This window comes from Niveibacterium terrae, from assembly GCF_048213115.1.
Taxonomy (GTDB): Bacteria; Pseudomonadota; Gammaproteobacteria; order Burkholderiales; family Rhodocyclaceae; genus Niveibacterium; species Niveibacterium terrae.
Genome location: NZ_CP172404.1, coordinates 1513574 through 1528982 on the forward strand (window position 1 = coordinate 1513574; position 15409 = coordinate 1528982).

Consider the following 15409-nt stretch of genomic DNA (forward strand, 5'->3'; position numbering starts at 1 on the left):
TCATGATGAATGCGAAAGCTGTCCTGTTCTGTGTGCTGAGCCTGAGCATCGCGGGCGCGCCCGCCCTGGCCGAAACGTCTTCTTCCTGTGTGACGGGGCTGACCGCGCAGGCCCGTCAGATCGATCGTCAGCAGCAGACCGCGCTGGCCGAGGCCGGCGAGATCACCGATCCCGTCGTGCGCGTGAAGGCGCAGCTGGCCGCGATCAGGGCGGGCGATCAGGGCATCCGCAAAGCCATGGTCGATCCCGAGCGAAAGTGTCAGCCTGATTTGAAGTCCGCGGATTGGGCCGAATTCAAGAGCCTGGTCATCGGTGTCGACGCTCGGGACAGGGACGCCTTCAAGGCCATCCTCGCGAGCTCGGGCTGGCCCATCCTTTCCGTCTATGGCGAGACGGCTGACCAGACCGCCTTTCTGGTCGTTCAGCACGCCGATGCCGATCCCGAATTCCAGCGCGCGATGCTCAAGGAAATGGAAGAGCTGGTCGCAAAGAAAGAGACCGGCCGCAAGAACTTCGCGCTGCTCTTCGACCGGGTCGCGACTGGTCAGTCCCTGCCTCAGCGCTACGGCAGCCAAGGGCGGTGTCAGGGCGAGAAGTGGGAGCCTTTCGCGATCGAGGCGCCGGAGGGGGTCGATGCCCGGCGGGCCGAGATGGGGCTGATCCCGCTGCGCGAATATCGGGAAAAGCTGACCGGGCTGTTCTGCGCGCCGGCGCCGGAGAAGCCCTGACGCGACTTTTCTTTCTCGGGTGGCGGAGCGTGGGGGCAGATACGGGGTCTTGAATTGCATCAGAATGATCGAATTCAAGACCCTACCCTCGGGGGTACAAAAACGATGTACACATTGAAGTGCAATAAATGCAATCCGTTCTCCCGTCGGACTGGTTCCGGGTTTGTGGGTTATGTTTTCAGGGTTGGCACTGAATACATAGTGGTCTCGCTCCTTGTGTACTGTGTGACCCGTCTATTTGATAGCGGCGAGGGGCTAAGACGGGAGCCATCTCTTGGATTCGGATTTTTGGCTATTGTCGCCGCTCCGGTTTATGAAACCGTCTTTTTTCAGGTTGTTCCTGCAAAAATAGCAAAATCGAATGGCGCTGGAGCGATTCCATGCTTTTTGGCGACATCGATTCCATTTGCGGTTTTTCACTTCGGGAGTAACTACTCGGCCGCAATATCTGGAGGAGTGGTTGGTGGAATATACCTTTCGATGGCTTTTTGGGATTGGAGTTATCGAGGGATATGGGCTGCCTTTTCTGCTGCGGTGATGATCCACTCCATACACAACGCAGTCGTGTTTTTTTTGGTGCTATTCTTTCAGTAAACTTGGGAGGGTGCTTGGGGGCACGCCTTGCATTACACAAGAATGAATGAAGCAAGTTTTACCCTCGGGGATTAAGCCCAAGAACTTCGCGCTGCTCTTCGACCGGGTCGCGACCGGAAAGTCCCTGCCTCAGCGCTACGGCAGCCAGGGACACTGCCAGGACGGGAAGTGGGAGCCTTTCGCGATCGAGGCGCCGGAGGGGGTCGATGCCCGGCGGGCCGAGATGGGCCTGGATTCGCTGCGCGACTACCAGGAAAAAGTGACCGGACTGTTCTGCGCGCCGGCGCCGGAGAAGTAGCGGGGGGGCGGGCGGAGCGTGCGAGCTCTGCGCGCTCGCTCCGGCCAAGGTGTCTGTGGCCTTCGCGGAGGAAGAACATTCACTCCTTCGGGATCAGGTACGGCTTTCGGTCGATCTCCCAGACCGAGTCAGGGACTTTCCCTGCTCCGTAATACTTCTCGAATATCCGCAGATAGCTCCCGTCTTTGCGTATCCGTTGAACTCCGGCCCTGAATGCGCTGATGTATTTCTCGGAGTCCGGGTATCTCTTCGAGAACACGACGCTGGCAAGGATTCCCTGGACCGCGTCCCCGGTCATCGACCAGCGCTGTCGTTCGGCCGGGTAGTGCTTGGCGATGTAGGTCTGTCCGCTCAGCTCGACGGCGAAGCCAAGATCGCTGCGCTTGAAATAGACCTTCTTGAACATCTGCTCCATCGTCGTCACCTCCTCGACATCCAGATTCAGATCGGGATGGCTCATCAGGACGGCTGCGTCCGAGCTTCCCCGGATGACGCTGAGACGATAGCCCTTCAGGTCCTTCAGAGTTTTGAAGGCAATGCTCCTGAAGTGATCGTTCAGATAGAAGCCCTGCACGCGGTAATAGAAGAGCGGGACGCTCTTGACGCTGTTCTTCCTGGCTTCCTCGGAGAAGTTCCATTCGGTGCCGAGCTGTCCCAGCTCAGTCCCGGCGATCACGTACTGGGTCGAGCGTTTCAACGGGTAGAACCTGAACGATACTTTGTAACCGACCGATTGATAGGCCGCCGCGACCAGCTCGCAGAACAGCCCTTTCTCTGCCTGGGATTCGTCCATGTACGGGGGGTAGTCAAAGGCCGAGAGCGTGATCTGCTCGGCGCGAGCGCTGCCTGACGTGCCGAGCGCCACGGAGCCGAGCGCAATGGCGACCATGGTTATGAGACATTCAAAAAGTTCGCCAAGTCTCGCCATGATCACTCCGCCCATGGGCTTCGCCTCCAACGCACGGCTTCGACCTCCGCAACGGAGTCGAGGCTGTAATGTTAGGTGATGTTGTCGGTGGGCGAGGGGGCACAAGTGCTGCGCTTGCTCGATGAGTCCTCGCGGTGGTGGGCTTGCCTCCGGCGCGGGCTCTGAGTCGATGTGCGACAATGAGTCCCGCTCCGTCCCCCTGTCGATGCAGCGGAGCGCCAGCTCTGCGGCTGGGTCTCTATCTCTGCGCGCTCCCCACTCTTGGCCATGTCCGAACATAGCAAGCTGGCTTCCCGCCCCATCGTCTGGCTGATCGGCTTCTTTGCGTTCCTGAACGTCTATACGATGCAGGCGGTGCTGCCGCTGGTGATGCGGGACTTCCACGCCTCGCCGGTGCAGGCGGGCTTCACGGTTGGAGCGACGGTGCTCGCGGTCGCGATCGTCTCGCCCTTCATGGGCATGCTGTCCGACGCCTTCGGGCGAAAGCGCGTGCTCTGCTCATCGCTCCTCGCGCTCGCGATCCCGACCGCGCTGATCCCGGCGGCGACCAGCCTCGCTTCGGTCATCGCGCTGCGCTTCATCCAGGGCCTCGCGATCCCCGGAATCGTCGTCGTCATCATCGCCTACATCTCCGAGGAGTTCCGGGCCGGCCGCATCGCCCGGATGACGACGACCTATGTCGGCGGCACGGTGATCGGCGGCTTCTGCGGGCGCTTCGTGACCGGCCACCTGGGTCATCTGTTCGGCTGGCGGGGCGCTTTCGTCACGCTTGCGGCCTTCACGCTGCTCGGCGCCGCGCTGATCGCCTGGCGCCTGCCGGCCTCTCGCCACTTCACCGCGAACCGCAAGGTCAGGGCCGCATTCGAGACCCTGTGGGGCCATCTGCACCGGCCGCGCCTGATGGCGGCCTGCGCGGTCGGCTTCTGCGTGCTGTTTTCCCTGGTCAGCCTCTTCACCTATGTGAACCTGCATCTGGCGTCGTCGCCATTCCATTTTTCGACCGCGGCGCTCGCCAACGTCTTCGCGGTCTATCTGGCCGGCGGCATCGTCACGCCGCTCTCCGGCCGGCTGATCGTGCGCTTCGGCGCCCGGCGGGCGATCCTCGGCGCTCTGGGCTTCTCGGCCTGCGGCCTGCTGCTGACGCTGACCCCGTCCTCGGCGCTGATCATCGCGGGCCTCGCCGTCGCGTCGTCCGGCGTCTTCATCTGCCAGTCGACAACGTTCAGCTTCATCGCGGCCAACGTCGTCGAGGGGCGGTCTCTGGCGACCGGCCTCTACAACATGTGCTATTACGCGGGCGGCGCGGCGGGCACCTGGGCGGTCGGCCTCGCCTATGAGGCCGGTGGCTGGAGCCGCGCGGTGCTGACGATCTTCATCGTCCAGATGCTCGCGGCGGCGATCGCGTATGTCGGCTATCGCGCACCGGTGAAGGCCGGTCCTCCTGAAAACAGGGATTAACGATGAGCTTTTCGACTTTTTGGAAAATCCTCGCGGTCTGGTTCTTGATGCTGATCGTCTCGATCGCGAATGGCGCGGCGAGGGATCTCGTCTATGGAAAGTCGATCAGCGAGCTCGCCGCGCATCAGCTGTCCTCGCTCACCAGCATCGTGCTGCTCGGCGCCGTGATCTTCGCCTTCGTCCGTTTCGGGCCGCTCGTGTCCGAGACGCAGGCGGTTCTGGCCGGACTGCTGTGGCTGGCGCTGACCGTCGCGTTTGAATTCCTGTTCTTCCACTTCGTCGGCGGGCATCCGTGGGCGGAGCTGCTGGCGAACTACAACGTCCTCAAGGGGCGGGTCTGGCCCTTCGTGCTGCTCTGGGTCGCAGCCGCCCCCTGGCTCTTCTTCCGCTTCTGTCGTCTCTGAATCCGGGCTTCAGTCCTTCGCGCCGCGGCGCTGGCGCATCCGCGCGCCGATCCCGGCGAGTTCGGCTGCCGACAGGCGCTTCGCCGCGCCATAGACTTCGGCCTCCTCGCGGGCGGCGTGGGCGGGGTAGAGGCGCGCGAAGCCTTCCAGCTCGTCGGGACGCGGCGCGGCCTCGCCCCGGTCGATCGCGGTGAGCCAGAGCCGGACACTCTGCCAGAGCCCGGCCAGACTCCGGTGCTCGGCTTCGAGTTCATCGATCGCTCGGTCGAGTGCCGGCTCGCCCAGCGCGCGCAGCGCCGGGAACAGATCCTCTTCCTCGTCGGCGTGGTGCAGAGGTGCGGCAATGTCGAAGTAGCGCAGGATGTTGCTGGCCGCTTCGCGTGCGTCGCGGTCGGCGCCTCTCGATTCGACGTGGGCGGCGAGGCTCAGGCTCAGCGCGGCGAAGTGCCGCACCTTGTCGTGGCAGGCCGTCAGCAGCGACAGAGGCGATTCGAAGTCGGGGGCGAGGGTTCCGGGGGGCAAGATCTTCATCGTCATCGGTGCTCAGGAGCGGATCATCGTCAGCTGCATCTTGAAGGCCGTCAAAGCCTTCAACGCGTGAGGCTCGCCCGAGGGCAGAATGAGCATTTCGCCCGCGCTCAGATGGATGGGCGTGCCGGAGACCTGGATCTCCACTTCGCCATCCAGTACCTGGACCAGCGCGTCGAAGGGGGCGGTGTGCTCGCTCAAGCCCTGATTTTCGTCGAAGGCGAACAGGGTCACGGTTCCGGTTTTCTTGTCGATCAGCGTTTTGCTGACGACCGAGTCCTTCTGATAGGCGATCTTGTCGATCAGTCTGCTTTTTTGGACTTCACTCATTTCGATTCCTTTCGCCGGATATCGGGTCTGAAGGTCCGCCTCGTGGCGGGGGCGGACGCTTAGGCGCTCAGTTTGCGCGGGCCACGGCCTGTTCGGCGCGCAGGAAGAGCACGTTGTTCTCCAGATGGATGTGCTGCATCAGGTCTTCGCGCAGCTCGGTGAGGCCGGCATAGAGGGCGAGCCAGGTATTGCAGGCATCGACCGGGGCCGTGATGTCGTGGGTCAGCCGGGCCAGTTCGTCGAGCGCTTCGCCGTGCTGGTCGTGTTCAAAGCGCATCATCGTGATCGGCGCCCCGGCGTTGCGCTCGCCGCCGCGCTGCAAGAGCGGGAAGAGGACCTGCTCTTCCTTGATCATGTGGCTGACGAGTTCCTGGAACATCGCCTCCAGATGGTCGGCCAGACCCGCCGGGCAATCCGCCCTCCCGGCGTGCCGGGCTTCGACGCGGCGGGCGAGGCGGATCAGCTCGGGCAGCTGTTCGCGGTGCCGCTCGTGGAAGCGCTTCAGGATGTGTTCGATCAGCTCGGTGGGCGGGGCTTCGCGCCAGTCGCGCTCGGCGGAGTCGTCGCGACCCAGCGCTTCGAGCTGGGTCTTGAGCGCGGCGAGGTCGAGGCCGCGCTTGTCGGCCGCTTCGCGCAGGCTCTTGTGGCCGCCGCAGCAGAAATCGAGCTTGTGCTGGTGGAAGATCCGGGTCGCGCCGGGCAGGGAGCAGGCCAGTTGGCCGATGTTTTGGTCGAGCAGGTTCATCGCAGCGTCCTCGTGTTTGAAGAAATGACGCAGTCTTCATTGCAAACGCTGTGCCTGTTGCCAAGTGACTGACTTTAAAGGAAAGTTTGTGAGGCCGGTTCTTTTTACCCTATCATGATCGGGTTGTTTTGACCCTGGAGGGTTGATTTGACCATGATCCAGTCCATGCTGTTGGCCGACCTGATCAGCGAGCTGCCCGCGCCGGTGCGCTTGCAGCGCCTGGTCCAGGCCTTGCGCGAACTCTTCCGCTGTGGCGCCGTGGGCCTGCTCAAGAAGGAGGGCGACAGCCTCTGTCCGGTGGCCGTCGCGGGGCTGGCGCGCGAGACGCTGGGGCGGCGCTTTGTCGTCGCCAGCCATCCGCGCCTGTCGGCGATCCTGGCGAGCCGCGAGCCGGTCCGCTTTCCGCCCGGCAGCAGCCTGCCCGATCCTTACGACGGCTTGCTCGACAGCCATCCGGGTGAGCCTCTGCCGGTGCACGACTGCATGGGCATCAGCCTCTATCTCGACGATGCGCAGTGGGGCGCTCTGACGCTCGATGCGCTGAGCGGCGATGTGTTCGGCGAGAAGGCCGGCGAGGAGCTCTCGCGGCTCGCGCTGCTGATCGAGGCCTCGGTCCGGGTGAGCCGGCTCGAGGAGGAAAACCGCAGCCTGCGCGCCGGGCGGGCCGAGCTGCTGACCCATCCGCTGGGCCCGGTCGGCGAAGTGGAGATCGTCGCCCGGAGCCCGCAGATGCAGGCGCTGCTGCACGAGCTCGACGTTGTCGCCGATTCCGAGCTGCCGGTGTTGCTGCAGGGCGAGACCGGCGTCGGCAAGGAGCTCTTCGCGCGCCGCTTGCACCGCGCTTCGCGCCGCAGCGCGGGCCCTCTGGTCCAGGTCAACTGCGCGGCCTTGCCCGAATCGTTGGCCGAGAGCGAGCTCTTCGGCCACGTCAAAGGCGCCTTCTCCGGCGCGATCGCCGATCGGGTCGGGCGGATCGAGGCGGCCGAAGGCGGCACGCTCTTCCTCGACGAGGTTGGCGAGCTGCCGCTCGGCGTCCAGGCCAAGCTGTTGAGGACGCTGCAGAACGGCGAGATCCAGAGGCTGGGGGCCGATCAGCCGCACCGGGTCGAGGTTCGCGTCATCGCTGCGACGAACCGCCTGCTGCCCGAGCGGGTCCGCGAAGGGCTGTTCCGCGCCGACCTGTACCACCGGCTCTCGGTCTATCCGGTCGTGATCCCGCCGCTGCGCGAGCGCGGCAACGACGTGCTGCTGCTCGCGGGCAGCTTTCTCGAACTGAACCGGACGAGGCTGGGCGTGCGCAGTCTGCGCCTCGCGCCCGACGCCGAACTCGCTCTGCTCGCCTACGCGTGGCCGGGCAATGTGCGCGAGCTCGAACACGTGATCAGCCGCGCGGCGCTGCGGGCGCTGAGCGAGGGCGGGCGGCGCTCGGAGATCGTCACGCTCGCGGCGAAGCATCTCGACCTCGATCTGACGCGCGCACTGAGCGCGCCAGACGAACCGCCTTCCGTCCTCGACGGCGCGCTGCCCGGCGAAGGCCTGTCGCTGAAGACCGCGGTCGAAGCCTACGAGCGCGCGCTGATCCGCGAAGCGCTGGCGCGCAACGCCGACAACTGGGCGGGGGCCGCGCGGACTCTGGGGCTCGATGCGAGCAACCTGCACAAGCTCTCGCGGCGGCTGGGGATCAAGAAATAGGGCCGCGTTGTGCCGGCGCGGCGCAAAAAACGCTTTTGAATCCGATGTTTCTAGGCTTCAGGCGTCCGGGGCGGCTATCATGCTCGTCCCCCAAGAAGTCGCGTCCCCCCCAATGATCTTCGTAAAAAATGTGACCCTGCGCCGCGGCGTCAAGGTCGTGCTCGACAGCGCCTCGATGACGATCGCGCCGGGCGAAAAAGTCGGCCTGGTCGGGCGCAACGGCGCCGGCAAGTCCTCGCTCTTCGGCCTGCTCTGCGGCCGTTTGCACGAGGACAGCGGCGAGTTCACGATCCCGAAGCAGTGGCTGATGGCCCAGGTCGCCCAGGACATGCCGGAGACCGAGCAGAGCGCGACCGACTTCGTGATCGAGGGCGACACGGCTCTGCTCGCCGCCCAGGCCGAAGTGGCCGCGGCCGAGGCGAGCGACGACGGCATGCGGATGGCCGAAGCCTATATGGCGCTCAACGATGTCGGCGCCTACGACGCGGCGGCCCGCGCCCAGGCGCTGATCCTGGGCCTGGGTTTCTCCTGCGACGAGCTGGACAACCCGGTCAACAGCTTTTCGGGCGGCTGGCGGATGCGCCTGCAGCTGGCGCGGGCGCTGATGTGCCCGTCCGATCTGCTGCTCCTCGACGAACCGACCAACCACCTGGACTTGGACGCCTTGGTCTGGCTCGAAGCCTGGCTCAAGAACTACTCGGGCACGATGGTCGTGATCAGCCACGACCGCGAGTTCCTCGATGCGGTGACCGGCGTGACCGTGCACATCGACAACGCGAAGCTGGTCCGCTACGGCGGCAACTACAGCAAGTTCGAGGAGATGCGCGCCGAACAGATGGCGCTGCAGACGGCCGCGGCGGCGAGGCAGGCCGACAAGATCGCCCACCTGCAGCAGTTCATCAACCGCTTCAAGGCCAAGGCGAGCAAGGCTCGCCAGGCTCAGAGCCGGGTCAAGGCGCTGGAGCGGATGGAGAAGGTCGCGCCGGTGCTGGCCGACGCCGAGTTCTCGTTCGAGTTCAAGGAAGCGCTCAACGTCCCGAATCCGATGCTGTCGATGCTCGACGCGAGCATCGGCTATCCGGCCTCGCCGGACGCGTCCGAGGGCACGCCGCCGACCGTGATCGTGCGCGGCATCAACCGCTCGGTGCTCGCCGGCCAGCGCATCGGTATCCTCGGTGCGAACGGGCAGGGCAAGTCGACGCTGGTCAAGACCATCGCCCATGCGCTCGAACCGATCGAAGGGGAGCTCAGCGAAGGCAAGGGACTCAACATCGGTTACTTCGCGCAGCAGGAGCTCGACGTGCTGCAGCCCGGGGACACGCCTCTGGAGCACATGATCCACCTCGCCAAGGCGACGCCGCAGAACATGCGTGGGCCGGGGCAAAGCGGCGGCGAGCAGTCGCTGCGCACCTTCCTCGGCACCTTCAATTTCAGCGGCGACATGGTCAAGCAGCCGGTCGGCACGATGAGCGGCGGCGAGAAGGCGCGTCTCGTGCTCGCGATGATCGTCTGGCAGCGTCCCAATCTGCTGCTGCTCGACGAACCGACCAACCACCTGGACCTCGCGACCCGCGAGGCGCTGGGCATCGCGCTGAACGAGTTCGAAGGCACGGTGATGCTGGTCAGCCACGACCGGGCGCTGCTGCGCACGGTCTGCGACGAATTCTGGCTGGTCACGCAGGGAGAGGTCCAGCCTTTCGACGGCGATCTGGACGACTACCAGAAGTTCCTGCTCGACGAGGCCAAGCGCGTCCGCGAAGCGGCCTCGGCGGCGCAGAAGCTCGCCGCCTGATCTTCCGTAAGGCGAATCCTCCCCGCTGTAGGGTGGCTTCGCCGCAGGCAAGCCACCGCTCTGCTGCGAAGCCCGATCACTTCTGTTCGGCTTCGGCCATCCGGTTCATGACCTGACGCCAGCCTTCGGCCCCCGCTTCGCCGGCGGCGCCGAACGCGGCCGTGAACTGCTTGGCCTGGGTCGCGGTCAGCTGGTGTTCGAGCGCGCGGCCCTCGTCGCTCAGCGACAAGAGCTTGATCCGCCGGTCGCCGGAAGCCGGGCTCGCTTCGATCAGCTTCATCTCGATCAGCTGGCGCAGCGGTGCGTTCAGCGCCTGCTTCGAGATCTGCAGCGTCTGCTGCAGCGCACCGACTCCCTGTCCGGGCTGGCGGCCGACGAAGTACAGGATGCGGTGGTGGACGCGGCTCAGCCCTCGCTGTTCCAGCGCCTTGTCGGGGCGCGACGTGAAGGAGCGATAGGCGAAGTAGAACAGCTCGATCGCGGCGCGCAACTCTTCCGGGATATTTTCGTCAACCATGTTGACGTATTTTCCCGGCCGGCGCTATGCTGTCAATAGGTCAACTCTATTGACGTTATTATGAACACGCTCCAAACGACTTCTGCCGAACCGCGTTACTCCCGCCGCCTCGCCGATCTCGAAGCTTCGCCGATCCGCGAAATCCTCTCCGTGATCGACCGACCCGGCATGATCTCTTTCGCGGGCGGCCTGCCCGCGGCCGAGTCCTTTCCAGCGCTCGATCTCGCCGCCGTGCCGCCCGCCGCGCTGCAGTACGGGCCCAGCGAAGGCGATGGCGCGCTGCGCCGGCAGATCGCGACCGAACTCGCGGAGCGGGGCCTGGCCTGCCCGCCCGAGCAGGTGCTGATCCTGTCCGGTTCCCAGCAGGGTCTGGATCTCGTCGCGAAACTGTTCATCGACCCGGGCACGACAGTGGCCGTCGAGGCGCCGACTTACCTCGCCGCACTGCAGTCTTTCCGCTTCTTCGGTGCCTCCTTTGTCGCGCTGGAGCGGGACGAGCCCGGCCGCGCGCTTGCGGCGAAACCCGCGTTTGCGTATGCGATCCCGACTTTCCAGAACCCGACCGGGCACTGCTATTCGAAGGATGAGCGCGCGGCGCTCGCGGCCGCCTGCGATGAGGCTGGAGTGCTGCTGTTCGAGGACGACCCCTATCGCGATCTCGCGTTCGACGACTGCGCGCGCACCCCGGTCTGCGCGCGGCTCAGAAAAGCCCCGTGGATCTATCAGGGTTCGTTCTCGAAGAGCTTTGCACCCGGACTCAGGCTGGGCTATCTGGCCGCCTCGAAGGAACTGATCCCGTATCTGACCCGGCTCAAGCAGTCGGCCGACCTGCACAGCAACCGGGTCAGCCAGTGGCTCGTGCTCGGTTTTCTGCAGGCGGCGGACCGCGAGGAGCGGCTCGCGCGCGTCGTCGAGCTGTACCGGGCGCGGCGCGATGCGTTCGAGAAGGGGTTGAAGCGGCACTTTGCGGACCTGGCGCGCTGGAGCACGCCCGCCGGTGGCCTGTTCTTCTGGCTGGAGCTCAGCCGCAAGATCGATACCCGAACCCTGCTCGCGCCGGCGATAGCGCGCGGCGTCGCTTTCATGCCGGGCGAGAATTTCTACGCCGACCGGCCGGATGCCTGCGGCGCACTGAGGCTCAATTTCAGCCACGCAAACGAGGAAGAGATCGACCGGGGCCTGGCGATCCTGGCCGGGCTGATCCGCCAGGCGGATTGAGCTGCGCGCTCAGTAGTTGATCAGGATCGTTCCGTTCAGCTCGAATTGGCCGGCCAGCACGCAGCGTTCGACGCGTGCCTCGATCTCGGGCCGGTTCTCGATGAAGCAGGCGAGTTCGTGATCCTTTTTCGCGCCGTAGCGCTCGGCCAACGCGTCCCAGCTGACTGCGCAGTCGATGTGCCGGCCGTTGTAGTAGGCGGGGAACTCGACGACTCTGCGGCTGGTGTTCCGGTGCTGGCCTGCGGGGAAGAATACGACCATGGCGAAGCCCTCCAAGCTCGCCTTGAAGACTAGCTGGTCTCCCGCGTTGCGGCTGGCGATTGCATGTGCACCGTGAGTTTCTGCCGGATGGCGACCCGAGGAGGGTCAGGCCGGGAAGCGCACCCTGACGCACAGGCCACCACTGGCGGCGGCCTTGAGCTCGAGCTGGGCTCCGTGGGCGGAGGCGATCTCGCGGACGATCGCCAGCCCCAGACCCGAGCCGCTGCCCGGGCTGCCGGGAACGCGGAAGAAGCGATCGAGTGCCTGATCCATCAATTCCGTGGCAATGCCCGGCCCGTCATCCTCGACTTCCAGGCACGCCGTCTGTGTCTCGCGGATCAGCCTGACCGTGATCCGGCCTCCTCTATGGCCGTAGCGCAGCGCGTTGTCGATCAGGTTGTTGACCAGCTCGCCGATCAGGACGGGGTTGCCGCGCACGGCGCAGGGTTCATCATCGCCTTCGAAACCGAGGTCTACGCCGGCTGTCAGGGCCTGAGGCACCCAGGCGCCCGCCGCATCGAAAACCACCTGATGCAGGTCGAGGCGGCTCATCGAGTTCGCGACATGGGCTCCGGGTTCGGCTCTGGCCAGCAGCAGAAGCTGGTTGGAAATCCTGACCAGACGGTCGATTCCGGCCCGCACCGCGCCGAGCGCCTGCGCATGGCGGACCGGGTCCGGCTCGCGAACCGCGTGTTCGAGCTCCACCTTCAGCGCCGCCAGCGGGGTGCGCAACTGGTGCGCGGCATCGGCGATGAAGCGCCGCTGCGCGCCGAGCACGGCATTGAGCCGCTCCAGCAGTCCGTTGATCGAACGGGTGAAGGGCAGCAGTTCGGCGGGGGCCAGCTCATCGGGTAGCGGAGTCAGATCGTCCGACTGGCGGGCCTTGACCTCGACTTCCAGGCTGGCGATCGAGCGCAGGCCGCGTTTGACGCCTCCACGGACCAGAACCAGAGTCAGCAGGATCAGCAGCGCTTCCGGGACCAGCACACCCAGCAGCACCCGGTCGGCGAGGCGACGGCGCTTGTTCAGCGTTTCCGCGACCGTGACCGTGATGTCCTCGCCGGGCGCGAGATGAGGCAGGATGACCTGTACCGCGCGCATAGCCTGTCCCTTGCGGGCGGTATCGTAGAAGGCGAAGGCTTGCCCCTCCGCGCTGTCGGGCCGGGGCAGGCTGCGTTCGCCGGCCAGCAGACCGTGACGACTCGAATCGACGCGGAACAGTACGGAATCGTAGGCGTCCCAGGAGATCATGTTGAGCGCGGGTTCCGGCAGTTCCAGGCGCACTTGACCCGACTCCACTTCGACTTGCTGCGCCAGGGCCCGCGCCGAATCGAGCAGCCACTGATCGTAGGTCTCATCGGCAAAGCGCAGCGCCAGCAGGTAGGACACCGCCGCGCCCAGCAGGGACACCACCAGCATCGGCCACAGCAGGCGGCGCAGCAGTTCGCGGCGCAGGCTAAGCGCCATCGGTGGCTTCCAGCAGATAACCGAAGCCGCGCAGGGTTCGCAGGACCAGGGCGCAGCCTTCGAGCTTACGGCGCAGGCGGTGAATATGGATGTCCAGCGCATTTGACGAGATGTCCTCGTCCCAGGCGCAGAGGCTGTTGACGATCTGCGCCCGGGAGACCACCTGGCCACGCCTCGCCACGAGCAATTCGAGCAGAGCGAATTCCCGCGGAGTCAGATCCAGCGCCTGGCCCGATGCGCTTGCGCGGCGGGCCACGGTGTCGAGCAGCAAGTCTCCGACCGCGAGCAGGTTGCTGGCGGCGCCATGGCTGCGCCGGATCATCGCCCGCAGGCGGGCTTCGAGCTCGCTCGGTTCGAAAGGTTTGGAGAGGTAGTCGTCGGCGCCCAGATCGAGGCCGCGCACGCGATCCGCTGTCTCGTCGCGCGCGGAGAGGATCAGCACCGGAGTCGCGTCTCCCCGGGCGCGCATCCGCTGCAGCACATCGAAGCCATCCCGTCCGGGCAGGTTCAGATCGAGGATCACTCCGTCGAAAGACTCGCTCTCCAGTGCGCGATCCCCCGCCGAACCGGTATCCATCCAGTCCACCGAATAGCCGCCCAGCCTCAGGGTATCAGCCAGGCCTTGCGCGAGCGGGCAGTCATCTTCGATCAGGAGCAGGCGCATGCGGGGATAGAAAGGTTCCGGAAAGAGAGCTCAGGGGATACTGGGGCACAGTTTGCCACAGTCCTGCGCTGCGCCGCCGCGGCAGGGCGGTGGCGGCAGGAAGATCCCCCCGCCCTGCGCGGCCGAAAAGAGAGGCCCTGGTGCTCTGACGATTCCTTGATCGGAAAACCGCGCCGAGCACAAGAGGCTCTGTTGGTGCCTTCCGGCTTGCCTGCGCGTGGCTGTCTCACTGATATCGGGAATGCAAAGAGCAATGAATGAACTGAAAGAAATCGCACAGTGGATTGGCGGTCATTCGATCCACCAGGAAATGCTCGTCAACGAGACCCTGCCTGATCCGAGCTTCGTCTCCAACGGTCGGAAGTACGTTTCGTTCAGCACCAACAACTATCTGGCCCTGGCCAATCACCCCCGGATGGTCGCTGCGGCCAAGCAAGGCCTCGACCGCTATGGCGTGGGCAACTGCGAGTCCCGGCTGCTGGGCGGCGATCTGGAAGTCTACCGCGAGCTGGAGTCCCGGCTGGCGGCTCTGAAGCACAAGACCGATGCCGTGCTGTTCGGGACCGGCTACCTGACCAATGTCGGAGTCCTGTCCTCGCTGGTGAAGGCCGGAACGCTGGCCCGCATCCACGGTTATCGCGCCAAGACGCGCTACAAGTACGTCTACCTTTCGGATGAGCTGAACCACATCAGCATCCGCGAAGGCATCCAGATGTCCGGCGCCAACCGCCACAACTACAAGCACCGCGACATGAATCACCTCGAGTCGCTGCTGAAGGCGGCGGAGGGCGCGACGCCTATCATCGTCAGCGATGGCGTGTTCAGCATGGACGGCACGATCGCCCCCTTGCCCGAACTCGTCGCTCTGGCTGAACGCTACGGCGCGATCCTCTATATCGACGACGCTCATGCGACCGGCGTGCTGGGGAAGAACGGCGGCGGGACTTCGGAGTATTACAACTGCTACAGCCCGAACATCATCCAGATGGGAACGCTGAGCAAGGCCTTCGGCGCGATTGGCGGGTTTGTTGCCGTCGACCGCGATGTGGCCGACGTGATCCGGCTGACCAGTTCCGCCTATGGCTTTACCTGCCCGCCGACCCCGGATCAGGCCTGTGCGCTGATCGCGGCGCTCGATCTGCTGGTCGAAGAGCCGCAGCGCCGCCAGAGGCTGTGGGACAACCAGCGCTATTTCATCGCGCAGATGCAGCCATTGGGCTTCAAGCTCGTCTCGACCGAAACCGCGATCGTTCCGGTGCTGATCGGCGATTCCGAGCTGTGCCAGAATTATTCGAAGGCGCTGCGCGATGAAGGAATACACGTCGATTCCGTGCAATTCCCCGCGACGCCTGTGGGGCAGGCGCGGCTGCGCTTCATGATGAATGCGGGCCACAGCAGGGAGCAGATCGACCATGTGGTCGGCGTGATGGCGGAAATCTCCCGGCGGCTGTAATCCAGGCTGATGGTCGGTCCGCACCGCTTGTAATCGAGCCCTGTCTCGATAAGTTTTGTGGTCGGTCGAGTCATTGGGTATGGAGCCTGCCTCAATAAAAAGCCTGAAGACAAGTCTTCGGGCTTTTTTTATCGCATTCCCGTGGAGAGGGGTGGCCGGCCGCACTTGTCGCGTGCTAAAGTTTGTTCATCTTCATTTTCGGAGTCCCTCTGTGGACAGTCCCAGTAGTCGATCTTGCGTTGGACGCAAACAGGCAAGGTAACTCCAGGGGCTCCCCCGAACGCTACCCTGCCGCAACGGCGGGTAGTGGAATTGAGATGACCGGTTCCCGG

17 protein-coding genes are annotated in these 15409 nt (G+C 64.8%); 9 read left to right on the forward strand and 8 right to left on the reverse strand.

Features of this window, described 5'->3' with window-relative positions:
- Positions 1-5 precede the first annotated feature (5 nt).
- The 3 genes from ACHFB9_RS06790 to ACHFB9_RS06800 all read left to right on the forward strand — a co-directional run bounded on the left by ACHFB9_RS06790 (position 6) and on the right by ACHFB9_RS06800 (position 1620).
- On the forward strand, positions 6-728 hold the full coding sequence (locus ACHFB9_RS06790) for a DUF6624 domain-containing protein (protein ID WP_417070500.1): 723 nt from the start codon (positions 6-8) through the stop codon (positions 726-728).
- Between the two features lie 105 nt (positions 729-833).
- Positions 834-1322, forward strand: coding sequence for a type II CAAX prenyl endopeptidase Rce1 family protein (locus ACHFB9_RS06795; protein ID WP_417070502.1), 489 nt, complete (start codon positions 834-836; stop codon positions 1320-1322).
- Between the two features lie 46 nt (positions 1323-1368).
- Positions 1369-1620: a DUF6624 domain-containing protein gene (locus ACHFB9_RS06800; protein ID WP_417070504.1), complete on the forward strand. Its 252-nt coding sequence runs from the start codon at positions 1369-1371 to the stop codon at positions 1618-1620.
- Positions 1621-1699: 79 nt separating this feature from the next.
- Here the strand turns inward: ACHFB9_RS06800 and ACHFB9_RS06805 are convergent, their stop codons facing one another.
- Positions 1700-2509 (reverse strand): substrate-binding periplasmic protein, encoded by an 810-nt coding sequence (locus ACHFB9_RS06805; protein ID WP_417070506.1) that lies wholly within the window; start codon positions 2507-2509, stop codon positions 1700-1702.
- A gap of 306 nt (positions 2510-2815) precedes the next feature.
- On the opposite strand from ACHFB9_RS06805, the gene ACHFB9_RS06810 reads away from it, so the two are divergent.
- Positions 2816-4006 carry an MFS transporter gene (locus tag ACHFB9_RS06810; RefSeq protein ID WP_417070508.1) on the forward strand — a complete coding sequence of 397 codons (1191 nt, stop codon included), beginning with the start codon at positions 2816-2818 and terminating at the stop codon, positions 4004-4006.
- A 2-nt stretch (positions 4007-4008) separates the two neighbouring features.
- A complete protein-coding gene (locus ACHFB9_RS06815) occupies positions 4009-4410 on the forward strand; it encodes a hypothetical protein (protein WP_417070510.1) in 402 nt (133 codons plus the stop codon).
- A 9-nt stretch (positions 4411-4419) separates the two neighbouring features.
- On the opposite strand, the gene ACHFB9_RS06820 is transcribed toward ACHFB9_RS06815, so the two are convergent.
- From ACHFB9_RS06820 to ytfE, 3 genes are all read right to left on the reverse strand, one after another.
- A complete protein-coding gene (locus ACHFB9_RS06820) occupies positions 4420-4947 on the reverse strand; it encodes a hemerythrin domain-containing protein (RefSeq protein ID WP_417070512.1) in 528 nt (175 codons plus the stop codon).
- Between the two features lie 6 nt (positions 4948-4953).
- Entirely contained in the window at positions 4954-5268 is a 315-nt protein-coding gene (locus tag ACHFB9_RS06825; protein WP_417070514.1) for a cupin domain-containing protein, read from the reverse strand.
- A gap of 67 nt (positions 5269-5335) precedes the next feature.
- Entirely contained in the window at positions 5336-6013 is a 678-nt protein-coding gene (ytfE, locus tag ACHFB9_RS06830; RefSeq protein WP_417070516.1) for an iron-sulfur cluster repair protein YtfE, read from the reverse strand.
- A 153-nt stretch (positions 6014-6166) separates the two neighbouring features.
- On the opposite strand from ytfE, the gene norR reads away from it, so the two are divergent.
- Positions 6167-7705 carry a nitric oxide reductase transcriptional regulator NorR gene (gene norR / locus ACHFB9_RS06835; protein ID WP_417070518.1) on the forward strand — a complete coding sequence of 513 codons (1539 nt, stop codon included), beginning with the start codon at positions 6167-6169 and terminating at the stop codon, positions 7703-7705.
- 112 nt (positions 7706-7817) lie between these two features.
- Positions 7818-9497 (forward strand): ABC-F family ATP-binding cassette domain-containing protein, encoded by a 1680-nt coding sequence (locus tag ACHFB9_RS06840; protein WP_417070520.1) that lies wholly within the window; start codon positions 7818-7820, stop codon positions 9495-9497.
- Between the two features lie 76 nt (positions 9498-9573).
- Here ACHFB9_RS06840 and ACHFB9_RS06845 read toward each other — a convergent pair whose 3' ends face one another.
- A complete protein-coding gene (locus ACHFB9_RS06845; protein WP_417070522.1) occupies positions 9574-10014 on the reverse strand; it encodes a MarR family winged helix-turn-helix transcriptional regulator in 441 nt (146 codons plus the stop codon).
- Between the two features lie 60 nt (positions 10015-10074).
- Here ACHFB9_RS06845 and ACHFB9_RS06850 point away from each other — a divergent pair, with 60 nt between their 5' ends.
- On the forward strand, positions 10075-11232 hold the full coding sequence (locus ACHFB9_RS06850) for a PLP-dependent aminotransferase family protein (RefSeq protein WP_417070524.1): 1158 nt from the start codon (positions 10075-10077) through the stop codon (positions 11230-11232).
- A 9-nt stretch (positions 11233-11241) separates the two neighbouring features.
- Here the strand turns inward: ACHFB9_RS06850 and ACHFB9_RS06855 are convergent, their stop codons facing one another.
- The 3 genes from ACHFB9_RS06855 to ACHFB9_RS06865 form a co-directional block, all read right to left on the reverse strand.
- Entirely contained in the window at positions 11242-11493 is a 252-nt protein-coding gene (locus tag ACHFB9_RS06855) for a DUF1488 family protein (RefSeq protein WP_417070526.1), read from the reverse strand.
- A gap of 105 nt (positions 11494-11598) precedes the next feature.
- Positions 11599-12960 (reverse strand): sensor histidine kinase N-terminal domain-containing protein, encoded by a 1362-nt coding sequence (locus ACHFB9_RS06860; RefSeq protein ID WP_417070528.1) that lies wholly within the window; start codon positions 12958-12960, stop codon positions 11599-11601.
- Positions 12950-13624 (reverse strand): response regulator, encoded by a 675-nt coding sequence (locus tag ACHFB9_RS06865; RefSeq protein ID WP_417070530.1) that lies wholly within the window; start codon positions 13622-13624, stop codon positions 12950-12952. Before ACHFB9_RS06865 ends, ACHFB9_RS06860 begins: the two co-directional genes overlap by 11 nt.
- A gap of 253 nt (positions 13625-13877) precedes the next feature.
- Between ACHFB9_RS06865 and ACHFB9_RS06870 the strand changes: the two genes are divergently transcribed.
- Positions 13878-15077: an aminotransferase class I/II-fold pyridoxal phosphate-dependent enzyme gene (locus ACHFB9_RS06870; protein WP_417070532.1), complete on the forward strand. Its 1200-nt coding sequence runs from the start codon at positions 13878-13880 to the stop codon at positions 15075-15077.
- Positions 15078-15409: the final 332 nt, after the last annotated feature.

Excerpts from the sequence above, each read along its gene's own strand:
- ACHFB9_RS06810 (WP_417070508.1), top strand. The coding sequence starts at position 2,816 with ATGTCCGAACATAGCAAGCTGGCTTCCCGCCCCATCGTCTGGCTGATC.
- ACHFB9_RS06790 (WP_417070500.1), top strand. The coding sequence starts at position 6 with ATGAATGCGAAAGCTGTCCTGTTCTGTGTGCTGAGCCTGAGCATCGCG.
- ACHFB9_RS06860 (WP_417070528.1), bottom strand. The coding sequence starts at position 12,960 with ATGGCGCTTAGCCTGCGCCGCGAACTGCTGCGCCGCCTGCTGTGGCCG.
- ACHFB9_RS06805 (WP_417070506.1), bottom strand. The coding sequence starts at position 2,509 with ATGGTCGCCATTGCGCTCGGCTCCGTGGCGCTCGGCACGTCAGGCAGC.
- ACHFB9_RS06800 (WP_417070504.1), top strand. The coding sequence starts at position 1,369 with ATGAAGCAAGTTTTACCCTCGGGGATTAAGCCCAAGAACTTCGCGCTG.
- ACHFB9_RS06820 (WP_417070512.1), bottom strand. The coding sequence starts at position 4,947 with ATGACGATGAAGATCTTGCCCCCCGGAACCCTCGCCCCCGACTTCGAA.
- ACHFB9_RS06865 (WP_417070530.1), bottom strand. The coding sequence starts at position 13,624 with ATGCGCCTGCTCCTGATCGAAGATGACTGCCCGCTCGCGCAAGGCCTG.
- ACHFB9_RS06845 (WP_417070522.1), bottom strand. The coding sequence starts at position 10,014 with ATGGTTGACGAAAATATCCCGGAAGAGTTGCGCGCCGCGATCGAGCTG.
- ACHFB9_RS06855 (WP_417070526.1), bottom strand. The coding sequence starts at position 11,493 with ATGGTCGTATTCTTCCCCGCAGGCCAGCACCGGAACACCAGCCGCAGA.
- ACHFB9_RS06850 (WP_417070524.1), top strand. The coding sequence starts at position 10,075 with ATGAACACGCTCCAAACGACTTCTGCCGAACCGCGTTACTCCCGCCGC.
- ACHFB9_RS06870 (WP_417070532.1), top strand. The coding sequence starts at position 13,878 with ATGAATGAACTGAAAGAAATCGCACAGTGGATTGGCGGTCATTCGATC.
- ACHFB9_RS06795 (WP_417070502.1), top strand. The coding sequence starts at position 834 with ATGTACACATTGAAGTGCAATAAATGCAATCCGTTCTCCCGTCGGACT.
- ACHFB9_RS06840 (WP_417070520.1), top strand. The coding sequence starts at position 7,818 with ATGATCTTCGTAAAAAATGTGACCCTGCGCCGCGGCGTCAAGGTCGTG.
- ACHFB9_RS06825 (WP_417070514.1), bottom strand. The coding sequence starts at position 5,268 with ATGAGTGAAGTCCAAAAAAGCAGACTGATCGACAAGATCGCCTATCAG.
- ACHFB9_RS06815 (WP_417070510.1), top strand. The coding sequence starts at position 4,009 with ATGAGCTTTTCGACTTTTTGGAAAATCCTCGCGGTCTGGTTCTTGATG.
- ytfE (WP_417070516.1), bottom strand. The coding sequence starts at position 6,013 with ATGAACCTGCTCGACCAAAACATCGGCCAACTGGCCTGCTCCCTGCCC.
- norR (WP_417070518.1), top strand. The coding sequence starts at position 6,167 with ATGATCCAGTCCATGCTGTTGGCCGACCTGATCAGCGAGCTGCCCGCG.